15 protein-coding genes are annotated in these 23,573 nt (G+C 44.6%); 12 read left to right on the plus strand and 3 right to left on the minus strand.

The window, feature by feature from the left end; genetic code table 11:
- Nucleotides 1-39: 39 nt before the first annotated feature.
- Nucleotides 40-603 carry an RNA polymerase sigma-70 factor gene (locus tag AC07NA_RS04175; RefSeq protein ID WP_494895920.1) on the minus strand — a complete coding sequence of 188 codons (564 nt, stop codon included), beginning with the start codon at nt 601-603 and terminating at the stop codon, nt 40-42.
- A 254-nt stretch (nt 604-857) separates the two neighbouring features.
- Here AC07NA_RS04175 and AC07NA_RS04180 point away from each other — a divergent pair, with 254 nt between their 5' ends.
- The 7 genes from AC07NA_RS04180 (at nt 858) to AC07NA_RS04210 (ending at nt 13,668) form a co-directional block, all read left to right on the plus strand.
- Nucleotides 858-1,934, plus strand: a complete 1,077-nt coding sequence (locus AC07NA_RS04180; protein WP_494895922.1) for a FecR domain-containing protein — start codon at nt 858-860, stop codon at nt 1,932-1,934.
- 195 nt (nt 1,935-2,129) lie between these two features.
- The gene (locus AC07NA_RS04185; RefSeq protein WP_494895924.1) at nt 2,130-5,597 is read left to right on the plus strand and encodes a TonB-dependent receptor; all 3,468 of its coding nucleotides are present in this window, start codon (nt 2,130-2,132) and stop codon (nt 5,595-5,597) included.
- A gap of 21 nt (nt 5,598-5,618) precedes the next feature.
- Nucleotides 5,619-7,397 carry a RagB/SusD family nutrient uptake outer membrane protein gene (locus AC07NA_RS04190; RefSeq protein ID WP_494895926.1) on the plus strand — a complete coding sequence of 593 codons (1,779 nt, stop codon included), beginning with the start codon at nt 5,619-5,621 and terminating at the stop codon, nt 7,395-7,397.
- A 414-nt stretch (nt 7,398-7,811) separates the two neighbouring features.
- A complete protein-coding gene (locus AC07NA_RS04195; RefSeq protein ID WP_494895928.1) occupies nt 7,812-8,945 on the plus strand; it encodes an acyltransferase family protein in 1,134 nt (377 codons plus the stop codon).
- Between the two features lie 24 nt (nt 8,946-8,969).
- Nucleotides 8,970-9,812, plus strand: coding sequence for an N-acetylglucosamine kinase (locus AC07NA_RS04200; protein WP_494895929.1), 843 nt, complete (start codon nt 8,970-8,972; stop codon nt 9,810-9,812).
- A 7-nt stretch (nt 9,813-9,819) separates the two neighbouring features.
- Entirely contained in the window at nt 9,820-12,342 is a 2,523-nt protein-coding gene (locus AC07NA_RS04205; protein WP_494895931.1) for a family 20 glycosylhydrolase, read from the plus strand.
- A 114-nt stretch (nt 12,343-12,456) separates the two neighbouring features.
- A complete protein-coding gene (locus AC07NA_RS04210; protein WP_345209554.1) occupies nt 12,457-13,668 on the plus strand; it encodes an ROK family transcriptional regulator in 1,212 nt (403 codons plus the stop codon).
- Nucleotides 13,669-13,681: 13 nt separating this feature from the next.
- Here the strand turns inward: AC07NA_RS04210 and AC07NA_RS04215 are convergent, their stop codons facing one another.
- Nucleotides 13,682-15,043 carry a M20/M25/M40 family metallo-hydrolase gene (locus tag AC07NA_RS04215; RefSeq protein ID WP_494895933.1) on the minus strand — a complete coding sequence of 454 codons (1,362 nt, stop codon included), beginning with the start codon at nt 15,041-15,043 and terminating at the stop codon, nt 13,682-13,684.
- A gap of 376 nt (nt 15,044-15,419) precedes the next feature.
- Between AC07NA_RS04215 and AC07NA_RS04220 the strand changes: the two genes are divergently transcribed.
- The 4 genes from AC07NA_RS04220 (at nt 15,420) to AC07NA_RS04235 (ending at nt 21,345) form a co-directional block, all read left to right on the plus strand.
- Nucleotides 15,420-16,115, plus strand: a complete 696-nt coding sequence (locus tag AC07NA_RS04220) for a Crp/Fnr family transcriptional regulator (protein ID WP_494895935.1) — start codon at nt 15,420-15,422, stop codon at nt 16,113-16,115.
- 913 nt (nt 16,116-17,028) lie between these two features.
- Nucleotides 17,029-19,398, plus strand: coding sequence for an ABC transporter permease (locus tag AC07NA_RS04225; RefSeq protein WP_494895937.1), 2,370 nt, complete (start codon nt 17,029-17,031; stop codon nt 19,396-19,398).
- Nucleotides 19,399-19,582: 184 nt separating this feature from the next.
- On the plus strand, nt 19,583-20,152 hold the full coding sequence (locus tag AC07NA_RS04230; RefSeq protein ID WP_494895938.1) for a NanQ anomerase/TabA/YiaL family protein: 570 nt from the start codon (nt 19,583-19,585) through the stop codon (nt 20,150-20,152).
- On the plus strand, nt 20,149-21,345 hold the full coding sequence (locus tag AC07NA_RS04235; protein WP_494895939.1) for a glycoside hydrolase family 88 protein: 1,197 nt from the start codon (nt 20,149-20,151) through the stop codon (nt 21,343-21,345). Before AC07NA_RS04230 ends, AC07NA_RS04235 begins: the two co-directional genes overlap by 4 nt.
- Before the next feature lie 208 nt (nt 21,346-21,553).
- Here AC07NA_RS04235 and AC07NA_RS04240 read toward each other — a convergent pair whose 3' ends face one another.
- The gene (locus tag AC07NA_RS04240) at nt 21,554-22,786 is read right to left on the minus strand and encodes a dicarboxylate/amino acid:cation symporter (protein WP_494895940.1); all 1,233 of its coding nucleotides are present in this window, start codon (nt 22,784-22,786) and stop codon (nt 21,554-21,556) included.
- Between the two features lie 144 nt (nt 22,787-22,930).
- Here AC07NA_RS04240 and AC07NA_RS04245 point away from each other — a divergent pair, with 144 nt between their 5' ends.
- Nucleotides 22,931-23,482 carry an acyl-CoA thioesterase gene (locus AC07NA_RS04245; protein ID WP_345209561.1) on the plus strand — a complete coding sequence of 184 codons (552 nt, stop codon included), beginning with the start codon at nt 22,931-22,933 and terminating at the stop codon, nt 23,480-23,482.
- The last annotated feature ends 91 nt before the right edge of the window (nt 23,483-23,573 follow it).

Raw genomic sequence — 23,573 nt, forward strand, 5'->3', positions numbered from 1 at the left:
TTACGTATCAAACAAAATTGATCATTCCACCTATCGACATTACAGAAACAACATGTAGCTCACATGCTTCAATATTTTACGGAGTTTTTCAAGGGCAATACCCATGTGGCGTTCTACCGTTTTGGGTGAGATGTTGAGCTGATCGGCAATTTCTTTGTAGCGCATATCGCTGAAGCGACTCATTACAAATACTTCGCGGCATTTTTCAGGCAGGGTGCTTATGGCTTGTTTTATTTGCAGGGCGAGTTCTTTTTCTTCGTAACCATTCTCTACAGCGCTCATTACCTCATCAAGCAGTTTGTTCTTCTCTAAATAGTTAACGTAGAGGTTCTCTATTTTTTGATGCTTAAGATGATTTAAGCATCGGTTTTTAACGGTAGTAAACAGGTAGGATTTTAATGAGGTGGTGAAAACTATCTCGTGCCCCCTCTCCCACAATAAGGTAAATACATCGGCTACAATTTCTTCGGCCACAGCCAAATCATTGGTAAAACGATTGGCGAATAAAGTAAGCCTGGTGTAGTATAATTTAAACAGCGCCTCAAATACCTTGGTATCCCCCTGGGCAAACTTGGCTTTAAATATACTGGCTTCTGTATTCATAAAAACCTATGGTTATAAAAGGTAGAGGTACTTAATAAAATTTTTAACAAGTTATTGATTATTTGAACACATTACAAATTAATGTTAAAGAATTTTGAATTAAATAACATCAAATTATCCACACACTCAAAAAGTATAATATTTCGTCACACTTTATTATACAGTTGCAAATAACTGTTTTTAATAAAAATATAAAATTTATTACTACACATTGAGGGTAGGTCAGCTTTTAATTGTCTTAGAGGTATAAGAGCATGAGTAACGAGGATATTAAGACATTATTAGTAAAGTATATTACCGGCGAAGCTACCACAGAGGAAGCCAAACAGGTAACATCATGGGTAAACGCACACCCCGAGAACGAGCAGTACTTTGCCCAGTTATACGAAACCTGGCAAAACATGCTTTACCTGGAGCCGGGTCTTATTGATGAAGACAAGGCTTACGAGCGTTTTGTAGAAAGCCACACACCTGTTAAGGAGGTAAAACCTAAAGGATATGTACGTTGGCTTAAGGTAGCCGCTATTATAACCGTCGCTACTTTTTTAGGCATCAATGTAATTAAGCACTATACCACCAATCAGCAAAACAAACGCTTGGTGGCCGCTAAGAAAGGCAGCATCCGTAAAGTAACATTAACCGATGGTACCATTGTTTGGCTTAACGCCGGCAGCACGCTTAATTACACCGCCGATTTTGGCGTTAGCAACCGTACCGTATACCTTGAAGGTGAAGGCTTTTTTGATATAGCGCCGGGTAAAAAAGATTTGCCTTTCATCGTTAACACTAAAAATTATACCATAAGGGATATCGGTACTAAATTCAACCTGAAGGCCTACCCTGAAGACCCGATATTTGAAGCCGCGGTGGTAAGCGGTGAAGTATCGGTAGAAAACAACGTTAACAGCAACGCCCGCGATAACAGCCGCATTCATATTAAACAACGGCAGGTGCTGCGCATATTAAACAAGCCAAAACCCGAAGGATATGCATACAAGCAGGATGCCACCCAAAATGCCGACCTCAATGATATACAGGTTTTGCAAATAGATTCGGCAAAGCTGAACCGGTACGACGGTTGGAAACAAGACCTGCTGGTGTTTGACGGCAATACCCTTGCCGAGATCACCAATATATTGGAACGCAGGTACGATGTTAAGATAAACATGAAAGATGCCGAACTGCAAAACCTGCGCTATTACGGCAGCTTTAAAAATATAGATAGTATACAAAACGTACTGGAGATTATTAAAGCCAATACGCCTATCAATTACACCATAGATAACAACACTATTAACATTATAAAAACCAACGCTAACAACAAAAAATAAAATATGGAGAAACTTTAAAAGGCCGAAAAACAAAACCCGGAATGCGCTAACACTCCGGGTAATTTAAAATTCTAATAGCTAATACCCTACGCTTGGGGAAGCATCGTATTAACTAATTAAAAAAACAAATTTATGATATTTTTTTACAGAACCTCTGGAAAGGCTACGCATACGTGGCAAAAAATAATCACCATTATGAAGCTTGTAACTATTCTGCTCTTTACAGGTATTTTGCAAATTCACGCAACGGCATTCTCACAGAATGTTTACAGCTTTAACATTAACAACATAACCGTTAAGGAGATGTTTAAACAGATAGAAAAGAGCAGCAACTACACTGTTTTTTATCGTCTCGACCAGGTTAATGTTGATCAAAAGATCCAGCTTACCGTGCAGGATGCTTCTATCGAAACCGTAATGAAGCAAGTGCTTCAAAAACAGCACCTCGCTTTTAAGGTGATCGGCGATATCATTATTATAAAACCCGGCGACGATAAGGATATCTCGGCCTTAACGGTAACGGGCGCGGTAACATCCGAAAGCGGCGAAACCCTGCCCGGCGTAAGTGTATCGCTCAAGGGCAGCGAACTGGGTACCACTACCGATGCCAGCGGCAAGTACAGCATTACCATACCCGACGGCAGCGGCACGCTAATTTTCACTTATATAGGTTACAGCAGTCAGCAAGTAGCGGTGAACGGGCAAACGGTGATTAACGTTAAGCTGAAGGAAGAATCCAAAGCGCTTAATGAAGTGGTTGTGGTGGGTTATTCTACCCAGCGCAAAAAAGACCTTACCGGCGCGGTATCAGTGGTTGATGTAAAAAACTTAAATAAAACGGCCTCATCTTCAGTTAATACACAGTTACAGGGCCAGGCATCAGGTGTGTCGGTAATTGGTTCGGGGCAGCCGGGCGAAGAACCGCAGGTGCGCATCCGTGGATTTAACACCTTTGGTAATAACACACCGCTATACGTGGTTGATGGCGTACCAACGCAGGATGTAAGCACACTGAACCCTAACGATGTAGAAACCTTCCAGATTTTGAAAGATGCCAGTTCGGCCTCTATTTATGGCGCGAGGGCATCAAACGGGGTGATCATTATCACCACCAAAAAAGGTAAAGGCAAGGTAAATGTACAGTACGATGCCTATTACGGCTCGCAGGTGCCCAAAGGCGGCAATGTTTGGAACACTTTAAACCCGCAGGAAATGGCCGACCTTAAACGGGTAGCCAAAACCAACCATGGCGATACCGATTTCAGTGATGACCTTTACGGCAACGGAGCAAAATACGTACTGCCCGACTATATTTTCCCTACCGGGGCAATGGCAGGCGATCCGTCGGTTGATCCGTCAAAATATTATGTAAACCCTTACTACACTTCGCCCGATGATTTGAACAGTTTTTACCGCATTGTAAAAGCCAACAAGGCCGGTACGGATTGGTATCATGCCATATTTAAAACCGCGCCTATCACCAGTCATAACCTAAGTGTAAGCGGCGGCAGCGATCAGGGCAGTTACCTGTTCTCGTTAAACTATTTTAACCAGCGCGGTACATTGATAGAAACTTATCAAAAGCGCTATACCCTGCGTTCCAACTCATCGTATAACATCAGCAAAAACATTCGCATTGGCGAAAACCTGGCTTATTCTATCACCAGTAACCCTAAAGTGGGTGGTAACGATCCGGATGGTGTGATCACCATGGCTATCAGGCAAATGCCTATTATTCCGGTTTATGATATTATGGGTAATTACGCGGGCAGCTACGGCAGTGGTTTGGGCGATGCCAATAACCCGGTAGCCATTCAACAACGTACACGCACCAGCGGCCAAACAGATTACAGGCTTTTCGGTAACATGTTCGCCGAGGCGGATATCATCAAAGGCTTAACCCTTCGTACCTCTTTCGGTGGTGAAACTTCTTCAGGTAACTCGCATTACTTCACCTATCCGTCGTACGAAAACGTGGAAAATCAATCGAGGAACGGTTATAATGAAGACTCGTACAGCAACTACGTTTACAACTGGACCAACACCTTATCGTACCATAAAACCATTGACAAGCACGATATAAAAATATTGGTAGGTACCGAATCGAATCAGGAAAATTACAGCTCATTGGGCGGCAGCAGGCAAAATTATTACACTTTCGACCCTAATTATGTTAACCTTTCTACAGGTGATGCCGCCGGTCAGAACAACTATAGCGGCCGCAGCTCTACCTCGCTTTTCTCGGAATTTGCCCGCTTAGACTATATTTTTAACGACAAATACCTCTTCAATGCCACCATACGTCATGATGGTACATCTAACTTCTCTAAAAACAAACAATACGGTTACTTCCCGGCATTCAGTTTGGGCTGGCGCATATCGCAGGAGAATTTTATGAAGAGCCTAACCTGGCTTAACGACCTGAAGATTCGCGGTGGTTATGGTATAATGGGTAACCAGCTCAACCTTACCAATGCCAACCGGTTTGATACCTTTAGCAGCACCATAGGCCAATCGTACTACGCCATTGGCGGCGATGGTGTAATTACCCCCGGTTACTACCAGGCACATATAGGTAATGCCGATGCCCGTTGGGAAAAGGATGCTAATACCAACATTGGTTTTGATGCTACTATTTTAAATAACGCCTTATCATTCACCATCGATTATTACCGCAAGGATATCCGCGACCTGTTGTTCAATCCCGAGCTACTGGGTACCGCAGGTAACGGCGAAGTGCCTTATCGCAATATAGCCAAAATGAAAACCGACGGTTTGGATGCATCGGTAACGGGTAATTTTAAGATCAGTAAAGATTTCACTTTTAACTCTACCCTTACCCTTACCACCTATAACAATAAGATTATCAAACTGTCGGATAATACAAACAACTTCCCATCAGACATAGCCCGCCGTTTTGGTACCAGCTTTGTACGTAACGAGGTAGGCCATTCGGTAGGTGAGTTTTACGGTTATAAGATAGCCGGTTTTTGGAACAGCCAGGACGAAATTGACGCTGCCGACGCCCATGCTAAAGCGGTAACCGGTAACCCCGACGAGTTTTTTCAGCAGGATGTTAAACCGGGCCGTTTCCGTTATGTGGATGTGAACGGCGATGGGCTGATCACCGATGCCGATAAAACCTTTCTGGGTAACCCCAGCCCTAAATTCAGCGGGGGCTTAAACCTGGGTGGCACCTATAAAAACTTCGATTTTAATATTTTACTGTACGGAACCTTCGGCAACAAGGTATGGAACAATGTGAAGTACTGGCGCGATTTTTACGCCAACTACGAAACTGCCAAAAGTAAAACCGCCCTGTACGATTCATGGACGCCCGACAACCACAATGCCAAAGCCCCTATCCAGGAGTTAGACGCATCGTTTAGCAGTGGCTCGGTGCCTAACTCCTACTTTGTAGAGAACGGCACTTACCTGCGTGCACGTAACGCGCAAATTGGCTACACCTTTGGCGGCGAGTGGTTAAAGAAAGCCAATATTCAAAAGCTGCACGTGTATATATCGGCTACTAACCTGTTCACTATTACGGGCTACAGCGGTATCGATCCCGAACTTAATGGCGGCGTAACCAATTTTGGCATTGACGAAGGCTCTTATGCCACTCCGCGCACCTTCTTATTTGGCGTTAACTTTTCATTATAAATGATATTAAAAAAGATCAAGATGAAAGCAAGAATATATATCACCTTAACGATAGTAACTGCACTGGCATTAGCATCATGTAAAAAATCATATTTAGATAAACCGCTCACCGGCGCGCTCGAAACGCCTTTGCTTGAAACCAAAGAAGGTGTTAAGGGTGTACTCATAGGCGCTTATGCAGCGCTTGACGGGCAGCAGGGCGGCGATGCGGCAATTGGTGGCGGCAGTGCTTGGGAAACCCCACCCGATAACTGGATCTATGGCGGCCTTACCGGCGGCGATGCCTCAAAAGGTAGCAATGCCGGCGATATTACCGAGATCAACTCTATATTAAAATTCACCAGCGATGCCAGCAACGGCTTTTACAACAGTAAATGGAAGGCCGATTATGAAGGCGTATCTCGCGCTAACACGGTTTTAAAGTTGGTAGCCAAGGTAAGCGCATTTACCGATGATGAGAAAAAGAACATTATTGGTCAGGCCCGCTTTCTGCGCGCGCATTATTATTTCGACCTCAAGAAGATGTTTAATAATGTGCCTTACATCGACGAAACCACAACCGACTTTAACCAACCCAATACCGACGATATTTGGCCTAAAATAACCGATGACCTGAAGTATGCCTACGAAAACCTGCCTAATACACAACCTGATGCAGGTCGTGCTAATAAATGGGCGGCAGGCGCTTATTTGGGCAAGGCTTATCTTTACCAAAAGCTATATGTAGAAGCAAGGCCGGTTTTTGATGCGGTGATAGCGCAAGGTGTTACCGCCAACGGTAAAAAGTATGACTTGAACGAGTTGTTCGACGACAATTTCAGGGCGGCTACCAATAACAGTAAAGAATCTGTTTTCGCGGTGCAAACCGCCGCCAATGCCGATCCGGATGGCCCGTCGAACGCCAATAACGGCGATATGCTGAACTTTCCGTATGGCAACAGCAGTCCGTTCAGTTGCTGCGGGTTTTACCAGCCGTCGATTGACCTCGTGAATCATTTCCGCACCGATGCAGCGGGCCTGCCATTTTTAGATGCTTATAACGATAATGCCATCAAGAATGACATGAATTTAGGATCGGACGACAACTTTACACCGGATACCAAAAACATCGACCCAAGGCTCGACTGGACCGTTGGCCGCAGGGGAATCCCTTACCTTGACTGGGGTATACACCCGGGTAACGACTGGATCCGCGATCAGGCTTACGGTGGTCCGTATTCGCCATTGAAAAACGTTTATGGCCAGGAGTTACAGGACACCGAGGGCGATAACCATTCCTGGGCACCGGGCTCGGGCATTAACTATAATATTATCCGCTTTGCCGATGTATTGCTAATGGCGGCAGAAGTAGAAGCTCAGTTGGGTGATTTTGCCAAAGCCGAAAGCTACGTTAACCGGGTGCGCGAACGAGCGGCACTACCCGAGGGCTGGGTGCATAAATACCTCGACGATGAAGACCCAACGGGCGGGTTTAGCGACGAACCTGCGGCTAATTATAAAATAGGCACTTATCCGCTGGGCTATTTTTCATCAAAGGAGCTATCGCTAAAAGCCATCTACTTTGAACGCAAGATAGAACTTGCCATGGAAGGACACCGCTTTTTTGACCTAGTGCGATGGGGCATTGCCGATACCGAACTGAACGCATACTTTACTTACCAGGGTAAACTGACCAATGATGTGCGTGGCGGTCGTTTCACCAAAAACAAGAATGAGTACTACCCTATCCCCCAACGCCAGATTGACCTAAGCGCGGCGGGCGGCGCTGCTAAGCTAAAGCAGAATCCTGGGTATCATTGATTATAAAAACTCGTCATTGGTGATGACGGGAGTGCAATAAGCAAGTGGGGCAATGTGCGATTCCCTCCCCTGGGAGGGTGTAGGGAGGGGATTTATCAGCTATTTTGAAATACTGCATAAACCCCTCCCTGCCACCGCACTTTCCATCACACCCCTCCCCAGGGAGGGATGTGAAAAAAGTTCCGCTACAGCGGACATAATAAAAATTCGTCATTGCGAGGTACGAAGCAATCTCTACATATACAGAGCGGCTCTGCTAATCGGGGATTGCTTCGTTCCTCGCAATGACGTGAGTTAGTGGTGGTGCGGTGATAACACCGACCACAGGCTAAACACCGACCACAGGCTGAAACATTAATGAACAACTTTTCGCCGGCTTAAAACCGGCTTTGTATAACCTATTATAAACTAAATATGACTCAATCCTCATCGCGGTTCTTATCGTTGGATGTGTTTCGCGGAATGACCATTTGTTTTATGATCATCGTGAACACCCCCGGGAGCGGTGCTACGCCTTTTGCTCCGCTGGAGCATGCGGCATGGCATGGCTTTACCCCTACAGATCTTGTGTTTCCATCGTTTCTGTTCGCGGTGGGTAATGCCATGAGCTTTTCTATGAAACGTTACCAGCAAATTGGCAACGCGGCTGTGTTAGGTAAAATATTTAAACGTACCCTGCTTATATTTTTGATAGGCTACCTCATGTACTGGTTCCCCTTCTTTAATTTTGGCGGCGATCACATTACTTTGTCGCCTATAGGCAACACACGTATTATGGGTGTATTACAGCGCATCGCGTTGTGCTATTGCTTCGCTTCGCTCATGATCCATTATTTATCCAAACGCAGTGTTATCATCGCATCGGTATTGTTGTTAGTAGGTTATTGGGTATTGCTGCTTATTTATGGTAGCCCGGTTGATCCGTTGAGCATGACGGGTAACGCGGGCATCTACCTTGATAAATTTATACTCGGCGATAGTCACCTTTACCATGGCGAAGGCATCGCTTTCGATCCGGAAGGGATATTGAGCACCTTGCCTGCAATTGTAAACGTGGTGGTAGGCTATTATGCGGGCAAATTTATTCAGGATAAAGGCAAGGGTTATGATACCATTGCCAAACTATTGCTTGTGGGCTGCCTATTTATCTTTTTAGCCCTATGCTGGAACATGGTATTCCCAATCAACAAAAAGCTATGGTCGAGTTCATTTGTACTGGTTACTACCGGGTTGGACCTGGTTATCCTGTCGACCCTTGTTTACGCCCTTGAAATAAAGGCGTGGAACAAGTATAACTGGACAAGCTTCTTCATCACCTTTGGCAAAAACCCCTTGTTTATTTACCTGCTCTCCGAAATACTGGTGCAATTCTTTTGGATGATCCATGTAAGAAAAGGGCTTAACCTGTACAGCTGGATAAATGACACCATTTACCAGGTAATAGCCCCCGGTGCCATAGGTTCGCTGTTATTTGCTTTAAGCTATATGCTGATATGCTGGCTGGTGGGTTTGGTGCTCGATAAAAAGCACATTTATGTGAGGGTTTAATTTTATACGATAACGATTTACAGCATGAAACTAATAGCTGACAGCGGCTCAACTAAAACCAGCTGGTGCTTAATAAACAATAACCAACCCGAAATTTACTTTGACACAGAGGGCTTTAATCCGTACTATGTAGATAGCGAATACATAAGGGCCGGCATTATTGAAAAGCTCCCGGCTGTTATTGCCGCGAAAGACATAGCCGAAATACACTTTTATGGCGCGGGTTGCAGCGGCGATAAAAACCATATTGTAAGCACAGCCTTAAAAAGCGTATTCCCTGCGGCAGTTATTACGGTGGATCACGACTTGCTGGCTGCCGCAAGAGCTGTGTTGGGCCGCTCACCGGGTTTTGTGGCCATACTGGGCACCGGCATGGCCAGCTGCATTTACAACGGCGAAAAGATTACACACCAGATAGATTCATTAGGTTTTATATTGGGCGATGAAGGCAGCGGTGCCTACATCAGTAAAAAACTGCTGGTTGATTACGGTCGCGACAGGATGCCAAAAGAATTGAAAACCGAGTTTTTTGATACCTACAAACTATCGCCCGATGATATTATTAACGAGGTATACACCAAGCCCATGCCGAACAGGTTTTGCGCAGGATTTTGTCGCTTTATTATACTGCATATCCAGCACCCGTATATGTCGGCCTTAGTGAAAAGCGCTTTTGCCGATTGCTTCAACAACCTGATCAGTTTATACCCGGCTTATAAAACTTATACCTTGAACTGTGTGGGTTCTATAGGTTACAAATTTTCGGACTTATTAAGTACTGTAGCTGCCGGTTACGGCATGCGTACCGGCAATATTATTAAAACACCTATTGAAGGGCTGGTGAAATACCACAGCCAAAACAATTGATAGAACTATGAAAAAAACATTATTATATATCCTGTTGCTGTTATTGTTCGCGGTAAGTGCATCAGCCCAAAACAAAACACCTTTTAATGTTGCCGATCTTAAACTTACCTGGCAATCGGCCGAGGAAAACCATTTGAACAGCGGCGATACCCACGTAATTTTAACCTTGAGTAATAAAGGTAAAAAGTCTATCCCTGTCTCGGGATGGGCAATTTACTTTAACACCGGCGGCGCAAAAAGCGCGGGTATCGATAGCAACATTATTGTAAAGCAGGTAAACGGCGATGTGTTTAAATTATCACCGGGTAAAAGCTTCACGCTACGGGCAGGCGGAGTTTTAAAATCGCATCTGCGGGCAGGCGATATTAAAAACGCCACCGATTTCCCGAAAGGTTTTTACCTTGTTTTTGATAAGCAACCCGGCAAAGGCTTCCCCATAAAAACAGAATTTGACAATACGGCCAATATTGATGAGCGCGAAAAGCAACTGGCCGAAAAGGTATACAATCAAAACCAACTGATTAAAAGCGTGCCTGAAAGTGAGCTGCCACCGGTATTGCCCACCCCTGTAAAATACACCCGCGAACTGGGGGCGTTCAGCCTTACATCAGCTGTTAAGATCAGTACGGCAGCGGTGTTTGTAAAAGAAGCCCGCTATTTGGCAAGCGAATTAAGCAAGGTGTTGGGTAAAGCGCCGGCAGTTGCCACAGGTGATAAATCTGCCGGGATTATGATAGAGCTGGATAAAGCCATTGCGCCGGAAGCTTACGAGTTAAAGGTAACCTCATCGCAAATCACCATTATGGCATCAACTGCTACAGGCGCTTTTTATGGTATTCAATCGTTAAAACTTTTGTTACCGCCAAACGCATGGGCAAGCGTGCAACAGGATATTAAGGTGCCCAACGTAATCATAACGGATGCCCCGCGTTTTGGTCACCGTGCGTTTATGATGGATATAGCCCGTAATTTTCAGCAAAAGCAGGAGGTTTTAAAACTGATAGACCTGCTATCGTTGTATAAGTTCAATGTACTGCATCTCCACTTAAATGATGATGAAGGCTGGCGCATACAGATCCCCGGTTTGCCGGAACTGACCGAAATAGGATCGCAAAGGGGACATACCATAAACGCTAAAAACCGTCTTCACCCATCCTATGGTTCGGGGCCCGATGCCGCCAACAAAGCCGGAAGCGGTTTTTATACCCGTGCCGATTATATCGAGATCTTAAAATACGCCAATGATCGCCATATTAAAGTGATTCCCGAATTTGAAACACCGGGGCATGCACGCGCGGCCATTAAATCCATGGATGTGCGGTATGATCGCCTGATGAAAGCCGGAAAAGCTGCCGAAGCTAATAAATATTTGCTGCGCGATGTAAACGATAAATCAGTATACCGCTCGGTACAGGGCTGGGATGATAACGTGATTAATGTGGCGCTGCCATCGGTATACACCTTTTTAACCAAGGTAACCGACGAAATTATTACCATGCACAAGGAAGCAGGCGTACCGCTGGAAACTATCCACTTTGGCGGCGATGAAGTACCGGCAGGTGTGTGGGAGAAATCGCCCGCTGTGGCCAACGTGCTGAAGCAGGACACTTCCGTAAAAAATGTAGACGAAATGTGGCATTACTATTTTTCAAAGATCAACACCATGCTGAAAGCCCGCAAACTGTATTTATCTGGCTGGGAAGAAGTTGGCCTGCGAAAAGTAACGATCGACGGTAAAAAACAAATGATAGTTGATACCCGCATGGCCGATCAAAATATCCATATAGATGTATGGAACAACCTATCGGGCAATGAAGAGCTGGCTTACAAACTGGCCAATGCCGGGTACAAGGTGGTACTTACCAATGTCACCAACCTGTATCTCGACCTGGCTTATAACGAAAGCATCAGCGAGCGCGGGCAATATTGGGGCGGTTATGTAGATATGAATAAACCATACGCTTTTATCCCCTACAATTACTATAAAAACCAAAAGGAAAACGAAGAGGGCAAACCCATCCCGGCAGGGTATTTTGATAATAAACTGCAATTGACAGATGCTGGGCGTGCCAATATATTGGGTATACAAGCCCCGTTATGGAGCGAAACCCTTATTAGTGCCGATAAGTTTGAATACCTGCTATTGCCCAAGCTATTTGCCGTAGCCGAACGTGCCTGGGCCGTTGACCCTGATTGGGCTACTGAAAAAGACACGGCGCTAAGCGAAAGCATGTATAATACGGCATGGTCGGTATTTGCAAATAAGGTAGCCCGTGAGTTGCCGAGGTTAAACCATTATGCCGGAGGTTTCAACTACCGGGTGCCTACACCGGGCGCTATAATAAAAGACGGAAATATTGAGGCCAATATGCAATTACCGGGCTTTGTTTTACGTTATACCACCAACGGAAGTGTACCCACCAATACCAGTAAAATATTTTCAGGCAAGATACCTGCCGCAGGCGGCACCATTAAGCTAAGAGCTTTTGGCGCCAACGGCAGGAGCAGCAGCGTATTAAAGCTTAATTAAAAACAGGTGATGCTTTTGTTATATAATTTTGTTGATACATAACAAAAGCATCGTTTGTATTATTTAGTTTTGCATCACCACGCCGGATCATTATCCAACAGTACTAAACCCGATATGTTCAATACAAATAAGAAAACCGCGAAGTTGTATGCTGAAATTATTCAGCAATTGTATTATGGTGAACAACTTTCAAGTGTTGAATTAAGCATCAGAATTGATAAAAGCATACCACTGGTAACCAAAGCCATCAATCATCTTATTGAGGCTGGTTTTGTTATTGAGCAGGGTTACGCCCCTTCAAGCGGTGGCCGCAGGCCGCTTATTTATTCGGTAAGGCACGACAGGTTGTACATTGTAACCGTGGCGATGGATCAGCTGAGCACCCGCATAGCCATTGTTGACCTGCTGAACAATTATGTATCCCCGGTAGAGATCATCAACCTTAAATTAAAGGATAATCCTGATGCTTTAAATACGCTTACCGATCTGCTGGTTAAGCACATTGCTAATTCGGGTGTTGATAAAGAGAAAATTATTGGCGTAGGTATTGGTATGCCGGGCTTTGTAAATGTACACGAAGGCATAAACTACACCTACCTTGATGCAGGCGACAAAAGCCTTACCCAGCACATAAGCGATGTTATTGGTTTGCCTGTATATATCGATAACGATTCGAGCTTGATCACCCTATCCGAACTGAAATTTGGCGTGGCTAAATCAATTAAAGATGTAATGGTGATCAATATCGGCTGGGGTATTGGTTTGGGTATGATATTGAACGGGCAGATCTTCCGTGGTGAAAACGGTTTCGCCGGTGAGTTTAGCCATATTCCGATCACCGAGGATGGTACACTTTGCGCCTGCGGTAAACAAGGCTGTTTAGAAGCAGAAGCTTCTTTACTTGCTGTGGCCGAAAAAGCCATTGATGGCGTTAAGAACGGACAAAAAACAAGTCTGCAATTTATATCAGATGACGACTCAAAACTGGCCGTTGGCGATGAGGTAATGGACGCCGCCAACAAAGGCGATCAGTTTGCTATCGAACTACTGTCGGATGCCGCTTATAAAATAGGTCGCGGATTGTCTATCCTTATCCATATTCTTAACCCGAAAGCTATTGTACTAAGCGGCCGTGGTGTTAAAGTTGGTAAATTGTTGCTTGCCCCTATCCAGCAGGCCTTAAATAAATATTGTATCCCCCGTTTAGCAGGCGGTACCGAGATCTTCATTTCAGATATCGGTTTTGATGCCGAACTGATAGGCGCGGCTGTGCTGGTAATGGAAAACTTCAACAACGAACAACAAAACGTTCCCGCTCACGCTTAATTAAACTTCCGTATTACTTAGTTTTACGCACCGCGGATGGTACAACGGGCAAACTCTCGTTACCATCTTCGCTTACAGCTTGTACGGCAAAAAAGTAGTTATCTTTTGAGTATGGCAGCATAATGCTTTTATCCGTAGTAAATATCTTTTTTTGCCAAACCGGGCTGGTGGTTTCGCGCATCATTACATAGTAGCCTTTTACCTTGCCGGTTGCAGGTACTTCCCAGCTTAAAGCGGTAGAATTGCTAAGATTGGCCAGCAGCATATTTACCTGTTGCGGCACAGCAGGGGCTTTGGCCAAATTAGCCAGGTTGCTCAAATTCATGCAGGTATTTTTGCGCAGGTATTCAAAGTCCATAAATTCGGGCAGGTCGCCGTATTGTATGCCATTTTCTTTGCGCACATCCTGGTGCTGATGATAAAAATTCTCGTTCATCTCCGTAATGCGCACCGCGGTAAAACCCTGTTGCTGATAAGGCAGGTGGTCGCCACCGCGTAAAAAACGATCCGGACGATAGATCATCACCACATCCAGGTTATCTACATAACGTTCCCCTATTTCTTTTATATAACGTGCCAGTTGGCGCGATGGCCCGTCGTTCTCTAAACCCAAACTGCGAATTGCTGCCGCTTTCTTTTCATCCAGGCCAAAGGCAGGCAGCCCCTCACTGAATACTCGCACTTTAGTATTTTCAATGATATTGGTTTCGTTGCTGTTATTGCTGCCCATAATATCGTTATTAAGCACAGCGGTAATTTCAACATTGTTCTTTTTAGCGTTAGATGCCATGAACGATGCGCCTAACAAACCCTGCTCCTCGCCGCAAACGGTAACAAAAATTATAGTAGCCGGAAAGCTCTGCTTACTCATGACCCGCACACATTCAATAACAGCTGCACTACCGCTACCATCGTCATTAGCGCCGGGCGCATCGCCGGTTCTGTCCATTACGCTGGTTCTCATGTTGTCTATATGTCCGCTAATAACAAACACACGATGATCTGCCGGGTCGGTACCTTTTAGCGTAGCTACTACATTGGTTAGTACGGTAACGGCATCTATTCGTTTGCCATCGGGCTGATAGGTGCTGGTATCAAACTTAACCGACAAACGGCCATTGCTGCCCGCCACATAACTTTGCATTTTACCAAGCACCCACTGCCTTGCCGCGCCTATGCCCCGCTTTTTATCGGTAACACTGCTTAGCGTATTACGCGTACCAAAGGAAACCAGTTTATTTACATGCGCGTGCAGGGAATCTGCCGATACCTCGCTTACCATTTTTTCAATCACCGGGTCGCGATGTATGGTGGTTTGAGCAAACCCGGCAAAAAATAGTGAAGAAATAAGCGTAGTAAGTAGTAATTTTTTCATGAGGCGGCTTTATGTGCTGATAAAAATAGCTTGAAATGAACTTACATACTCATTTTACATGTAACAATTTAATTATCGGAATTTAAGACGGTATTTTATTAGCTCCAAAATTCAGCTACTACAAATTCACCTATAGATAAACACAGTAACAATTGTGTATTTACAAAATTGTCAAACAAATAAAACAATATCAGTTTTAAATATTCAAAATAGGTTTAAACATGCATAATTCAACTGTTTATGTTTTATATATTTTAGTAATTTTATCAAAAACACTAAAATATATTATCAATACAATAAATTAAATTGTCTTTTTTATAAATTATATTGATTTATGAATAAATAATATCGCTAAATTTGAGCTTTTAACTGACAAATGATCAAAAAAAATTCACCTTGCGATGCAAACAGTTGCTATTTAACAAAAAACTGTTTACCCGAGTGGCTTCCGGCTATTGAAGCACACAAAAAGAACTTTAAAGTAAAAAAGGGAGAAGTAATTTTCAGAGAGGGCGATCCTGTTACAGGTGTATACTTTGTTCATTCGGGCAATTTCAAGGTGTACAAAAAGTGGGATGCCGATAAGGAGCTCATTATCCGTTTCGCCAATGAAGGATCGATATTTGGCCACAGGGGTTTAGGCAGCGATGGTGTTTACGCCATATCTGCATCAGCACTCGAACCCGGTGTAGTCTGCTATATCGACCTCGCTTTTTTTGAAGCCACACTTAAGGTAAACCCCCAGTTTACCTACAATCTGCTGATGTTTTTTGCCAAAGAGCTTGCCCAGTCTGAAAAAAAGATGCGCAACCTCGCCCACATGCCTGTTAAAGGCCGGGTAGCCGAAGCGCTTATATTACTACAAAATCAATTCGGTGTTACTAAAGACGGGCTTATCAATATCGACTTGAGCCGCCAAGACCTGGCCTCCTATTCAGGCGCCACTTACGAAACAGTTTTCAGGGTGATCAACGAACTGGTTAAAGACAAACTGATTAAGTTATCGGGCAAAAGCATCGCCATTGCCAACCAAAAAGGGCTTGAAAAACTGACACAGGAAGCAGGTGCGTAGGGTTTGATGCAAGTTAGGTTGCTTTGGGTAGTGAAACACAGGGAGCTATGGTGGGATGATATATTAATGTTTAAATAAGCAACCTCATGTCATTACTGTACGAAGCAATCTCGAATTAGGTTATGCTTGTGCTGTAATCAATGTCAGCCTGCTCTTGGGCGCAGTGCCCCATTACTTTTGAGGGCAAAAGTAACAAAACCCTTGTCCAGCAAAAGGCTTCTTTGCCGCACAAGGCCATTGCCCCGCAAAGCGAGCAGAACTTCGGGGCTGGAACTTTTGCCCTAACGCTCGTATCCCTCCCCACATGCAACAAGTTCGCTATGCCCGCCTTTGCGCTCATGGCCAACACAGTTCTGCCCGCTTTCACCCGAAGCTGTTTGCTGACGAAAAAGAACAAATATGCCGGTTTCTGTAAACAACATAGACGCCCTTGAAATCCCACACCTGAAAGCTTACTGACTGGATTGATGGTAAAGCGGCCGGAGGCCGCGTAATAGTTGCCACTTGGCTGGAGCCAAGCGGCTGCGGAGTGGGTGTATCGCACAATGCAAAAGCACAAACTCAAATAACCTACAAAATGCGGCATCGTAAGGAACGGATAGCACAAGCCCTGCCCAAGCACAACCTTTAATAGTTCCTTGCGCAGCCGCGACTTTTTTCTTTGGTGACTTTCTTTTTTGAGAGAAAAAAGAAAGTTACATCCACTAACGTTCAATCACAGCACAAACATTCCTAACGAAGAACTAACTAAAAAAATGCCCCCCTAATTGTATCGCTTGCGAACGAATAATTGTTCGATAGCGAACAGTTTTATCATATATTAAAATCACAAAATACTAATTATCAATATTTTACAATTTTGGTATTAATATTATACTCTTCAACATGCAAACCATCACTATCATTGATTACTATGCTGAAGAATTACATTATTATTGCTTGGCGGAACCTGCTTAACAATAAACTATACAGCGCGATAAACATTGGAGGCCTTGCCTTGGGTATGGCCATCAGCTTTATGCTGCTGCTGTATGTGTATAATGAGTTTAGTTACGATAAGTTCCATGCCAATAATGACCGTCTTTACCGCGTAATGAACAACCAACCGGTTGATGGCGAGGTGCGTACCGGTTCTTCAACCCCTAAACCACTTGCCGAAGCTTTACTGAAAGATTACCCCGAGTTTGACAAGGTTGCACGCACTACCGGCCCTTACCCTACCCTTGTAAATTATAAAGAAAAAGCATTAAAGCTGGCCATCATGTCGAGCGATCCATCGTTGTTGGATATGTTCAGTTTTGAGGTTGTAAGCGGGCCAAAAGGCAGCAGCGCGCTGGCCGATATTTCATCAGTAGTGATTACTCAATCCGCAGCGAAATCATTGTTCGGCGATGCCAACCCTTTGGGCCAAACCATAAAAATTGATAACGACCGTACTTATAAAGTAGGCAGTGTAATAAAAGATCAGCCATTAAACTCATCATTCAGGTTCAAGGTTTTAATGTCGTGGAAAGCGCTCGAAGCAAAAATGCCGTGGTTGGTTACTTCAGGCTGGGGCAATTATTCGTTCAGCACGTTTGCCATGCTGAAACCCGGTGTAAGCGCCGATGTGGCAAACAACAAAATAAAAGGCCTGATAGCCAAATACGACCCTAATAACAAGGCCAACAATGTGTCATTATACCCATTCGCGTCACTGCACTTGTATAATGAGTTTAAGAATTACAAGGCTATAGGCGGCCGTATTGAGTATGTGCGCCTATTCCTGATGCTGGCCATTGGCATATTGCTGGTAGCTTGTATCAACTTCATGAACCTTTCTACCGCGCGGTCAGAACGCCGGGCGCGTGAGGTGGGTGTACGCAAGGCCATCGGCGCAGGCAGGTTCTCGCTCATCATCCAATTCATGGGCGAATCTTTAATGATGGCTTTCTTCGCATTAGGCTTATCGCTTATTATTATCAGCCTGCTGCTAACTTCTTTCAGCCAGATAATAGGGATAAAATTAACTATGCCCTACACCAACGTATGGGCTTGGGTTGGCGCGCTTGCGCTTACTTTGGTTACCGGCCTTGTAGCGGGCAGCTACCCTTCACTTTTCCTGTCGTCGTTTAAACCGGTAAAGGTTTTAAAAGGACAACTGGTAAGCACTAAAAGCGCGGTACGCCCAAGGCAGGTTTTGGTTGTGGTGCAGTTCACTTTTGCTATATGCCTCATTCTGTCGAGCATATTTATATATAAACAGATCAGCTTTATAAAAGACAAACCCGTTGGTTACGAACAAAACGGACTGGTAGAAATTGAGGTGGAAGGCAGCATTGATAAAAACTTTGACGCCTTCAGGCGTGATGCCATCAGCAGCGGAGCCATCACCGATGCCGCTTTAACATCGGGCAGTATTACCAATACCAACGGCAACTCCTGGGGCATTGTATGGCCCGGCCAATTGCAGGGCGAGGATAAGATCCCTATTGACCAGATGGTGGTTAACTACAACTTTGTGAGCACTTTTGGTTTGAAACTGGCGCAAGGGCGCGATTTTGATCGCGGTCGCCCGGCAGATAGCCTTGGCCTCATCGTTAATGAGGCCGCGGTGAAACTGATGCGCATGAAAGAGCCGCTGGGCCAAATTGTAAAATGGCAGGGCGAAAATCGCACCATTATTGGTGTAGTAAAAGATTTTGTATGGGGCTCGCCTTTTGAACCTATTAAACCCGCCATGATGGGACAGGTTAAAGGATGGGTTGGCGGTATAACCATGCGCCTAACCCCTAACGCTTCCGTATCAAAAAGCATGGCGACCGTGCAGGCCATCTACAAAAAATATAACCCCGACTACCCATTCGAATATAAATTTACCGATGAGGTATTCGGCGAAAAGCTAAACACCGAGCAACTGCTGGGTAATATGGCAACCGGTTTTACAGCGCTGGCCATTGTCATTTCATGCCTGGGCTTGTTTGGTTTGGCATCATTCTCGGCAGAGCAGCGCAAAAAAGAGATAGGTATACGTAAGGTATTAGGGGCAAGTACGGCCAATATATGGTTCAAGCTATCGCAGGAGTTTGTTAAGCTGGTGCTTATATCTTTTGTTATCGGCGCGTGCATCAGTTACTATAATGTAGATAACTGGTTATCTAAATACACCTATCATACCGAAATAAGTGGCTGGGTATTTGTAGTAACCATGCTATTGAGTGTGGTGATATGCCTGCTTACGGTTAGTTGGCAAGCCATTAAGTCGGCTTGGACCAATCCTGTGAAAAACTTACGCAGCGAATAAAACCATCATCACATATCGTTTAAATCCATTCCGCCTGCGGCTCAACTCCGCAGGCGGTTTTTTATGTGATTATTTATCGCTATCCATTTTCATTTCAGTTAAATACATCGTAATATTGATGTTGTAAACCAATTATACCTGATACAAAATGAGAGCATTTACCTGTATCATAATTTTATTTATCATGAGCTTTAACGCCATCAACCAGGATGCCCTTGCGCAAACACCTGCAAAAGAAACTGCTTTAACATGGGTTAAGGGTAAAACCTGGGCCAACGGGCTTACCATAAAACCTAGCCCCGATGTGGATGCTGTAGCGTTTTATAAACAATATCACGCTAACAAAGCGCTTTGGGATAAAGCATTCGCTTACCTGAAAAATACCGACCTGAATACCATCGCTCCCGGCAAATACCCTATTGATGGCGACGACGTGTACGCTGCAATTACCGAAGGCCCATCGAAAGAACCCGACAGCGCCCGTTGGGAAGCACACCAAAACTACATCGACCTGCAATATGTAATTAAGGGTAAAGAGCAAATTGAGGTGATGCCGCTTAAAAGCGCCACAGTTACCGTGCCTTACGATGCTGTTAAAGATGTAGCCAAATACTCCGGCAACGGCAAATATTACAATGCCGAACCAAGCATATTCTTTTTGTTTTTCCCTAATGATGTGCACCGCCCAAGCATTAAGGTAGAGGGCGTTGATGTGGTGAAGAAACTGGTAATTAAAATAAAAGCCGCGAAATGAGTTACAGAGGTGTAATAACCGGCGTACTGCTTGGCCTCGCCATTGGCGGATATGCCCAAAATCAAACCAAAAACGGTTTAGCCTTTGCCGAAGATCAAACCCGGCTGATGCTGAAAAATATAGACAGCGTGCAGAAGGCCGGTGATAAGAACAGTATCCCGAGGTCGTTAAAAGAAGATGGCAGCCTGAAACTTATACCATCGCCCGATTGGTGCAGCGGCTTTTTCCCCGGCGAACTTTGGTTTTTGTACGACTATACTAAAAATGAACAATGGCTTAAAGAAGCTAAACTATATACAACTATAGTTGAAAAAGAGAAAACCAATGGCGGCACGCACGACCTGGGTTTTATGCTGTATTGCAGCGTGGGCAATGCCTACAAAGCGACTAAAGATCCGCATTATAAAGAGGTAATTATTGAATCGGCCAAAACGCTCATCACCCGCTTTAACCCAAAAGTGGGCTGCATTAAATCGTGGGATGGCAGGCCCGAATGGAAGTATCCGGTCATTATCGACAACATGATGAACCTGGAATTGCTTTTTGAAGCGACCAAACTCACTGGCGATTCTACCTATTACAAAGTGGCCGTTACGCATGCCAATACTACACTTAAAAATCATTTCAGGGCTAATAATAGTTCATACCATGTAATTGATTACGATACCGAAACCGGAAAGGTAGCGCATCGGCAAACGCACCAAGGCTATGCTGATGAATCGGCATGGGCACGCGGACAAGCATGGGGCTTGTATGGCTATACCATGAGTTACCGCGAAACCAAAAATCCGGCTTATTTACAACAGGCTGATAAAATCGCAGCATTCATTTTCAACAATCCATCCGTAACGAAAGACCTTGTACCCTACTGGGATTACAACGCGCCCGATATTCCGAATGCCCCGCGCGATGCTTCTGCGGCAGCCATAGCGGCTTCGGCATTGTATGAGTTATCAACCTACAGCAAAAACGGCAAACAGTACCGCGCCTTAGCGGATAAAATTGTAAAGAACCTGCACGACCATTACCAGGCACAACCCGGAACAAACAAAGGCTTTATTTTACTGCACAGCACCGGCCATAAACCCGCCAAAAGCGAGATAGATGTACCGATAATTTACGCAGATTATTATTATCTGGAGGCGCTGTTACGTCAGCAACGTTTGCAAAAGGGATTGTCGCCTTTGTTGTAGGCAATTGTAGAAAACAGGGCTGTTAATGAAAAAGCGGCTATATCGACTCACCCCGACATCGCTTTGCTCGTCACCCCTCTCTGCTTCGCAAAGAAGGGTTTTGTTTATTAATTTTACTGTTCTATTCAACCCTCTTTGCGAAGCAGAGAGGGTGGTCCAGCGAAGCGTAGACCGGGTGAGTTGACTATACGATTACTAAATAGAAAACTTATACCTCCTGTTGTAATTCTGCATCCATCCAGTTTTTACCATGCGTAAAGCGGGCTACCAGCATGGCAGCTACGGTGTCACCGGTGGCATTCAGCAAGGTTGCCAATGGATCAACCAGCGTGCCGATGATCATGGCCGGAGGTAAGGCTTCGGGTGGGAAACCATAAGCGGAGATGAACAATAGTTCGCCCACATAACCACCGTTGGGGATGCCGCCTTCAACCATACTTACCAGTACCGTCATGGCTAAAGCGATGAGCACAGCTTCGGCACTGTCAAAGCTTTTACCGAACATGGCAAACACCACCGCCATTTTAACGATGGATGAAATACTTGATCCATCCTTATGCAGAGTAGCCCCTAAAGGGATGGTTACATTGGTAATAATATCAGGGATACCAATCTTTCTGGCGGCATCTAAATTAGCCGGGATGGTGGCGATGCTACTGCAAGTTCCTACTGCTGTTGCAGATGGTATAATGTTGTTTCGCCAGTATTTTCTTACACCTTTTACACCGCCTGCAATAAAAGCGTATACGCTGAACAGCGCCACAAAATAAAAGGCGCCCACGCCATAATATAAGCCCATAGCATGCGCGTAAGTACCAAACAATTGCGGACCAAACACGCCTACCTGGTAAGCAAAGTAAGCACCCAAACCTATTGGTCCGAGTTTCATGATCAGCGTAAACAGGTTTTTAAATACCTCGTTACCGCCATTTAAAAAACGAGTGAACGCCGCCCCTTTTTCGCCGGAACGCAACGTAGCGAAACCGATAAGCACCGAGAATACCATCATGGCCATCATGCTTTTGCGCGATAGCAGATCGAAAAATTCACTGGTGGTAAACAGCAACACCAACTGGTCGCCGAAAGGTTTTTTAACTATATTTTCGGTAAGCTGGGTTACCGAAACCTGCTGATGCATCGGGAAAATCCAAACGGCTACGATGGTTAAAAATGCCGATATCAGCACCGTACATAAAAACACCAGCGACATGGCTCCCATAATCCGGCTCAGTTTATTAGAACCGCTTAGATTGGCAATGGCCGATGAAATTGCAAAAAACACTAAAGGAATTACCGCTGTAAACAACAGGTTCAGGAAGATATCGCCGATAGGCTTTAGCACTTCGGCTTGTTTGCCCAGCACAGCGCCGGCAATACTACCTATGATAATACCCGTTATTAACCAAATTATCCCTTTGTAATTTTTAAACCAGCTGTTCATGTATCAGTGTGTAGTAAATGCGATAAACGGTAATAATACGCATAAGTTTATCGCATCGGCGTCATTTAAAACCAATATAACAACATTAAATTTATGGGGTTGCAAAATCTTTCAGTATTATCGTAATATCAACACAAAAGCTTTATGGCCGAACGCACTTTTAAACCCGCTAAAAACTCTGAAACCGTTATAACCGAACTGATGATTCCCTCATACACCAACTTTGGTGGTAAGATACACGGAGGCGTGCTGCTATCTATGATGGATAAGGTGGCTTATGCCTGCGCCATGAAACATACCGGTTATTATTGTGTAACCGCCTCTATTGATGAGGTGAATTTTATTGCCCCGGTGGAAATAGGCCAACTGGTATCGATGCTGGCTTCGGTGAATTACACGGGCAATACCTCGGTGGTGGTGGGTATCAGGGTACAATCTGAAGATGTGCGTACCAATATTATCACCCATACTAACACGAGTTATTTCACCATGGTGGCTATGGACAATAACAAAACTGTACCTGTGCCCGGCCTTATACTGGAAACCCAAACCGAATTGAGACGATACTTTGAGGCGATGCAGCGCAAGGTGCTTAAGAAATACTATCGTGATGAATTTGCCCGCATTAAAACACCTGATGATATTGCCGAATACAAGAACCTGATGGAATCGGAAAATTGCAGGATAAAATTCTGATGCTGAAACTTATTAGGCGCTGTGTAGTTTTACCAAGCGTATACAATTGCAATACCTTTATATAGTACCTTTGCTCATCATTTGATATTAC

The organism is Mucilaginibacter sp. GW821-FHT07G05 (genome assembly GCF_059418565.1).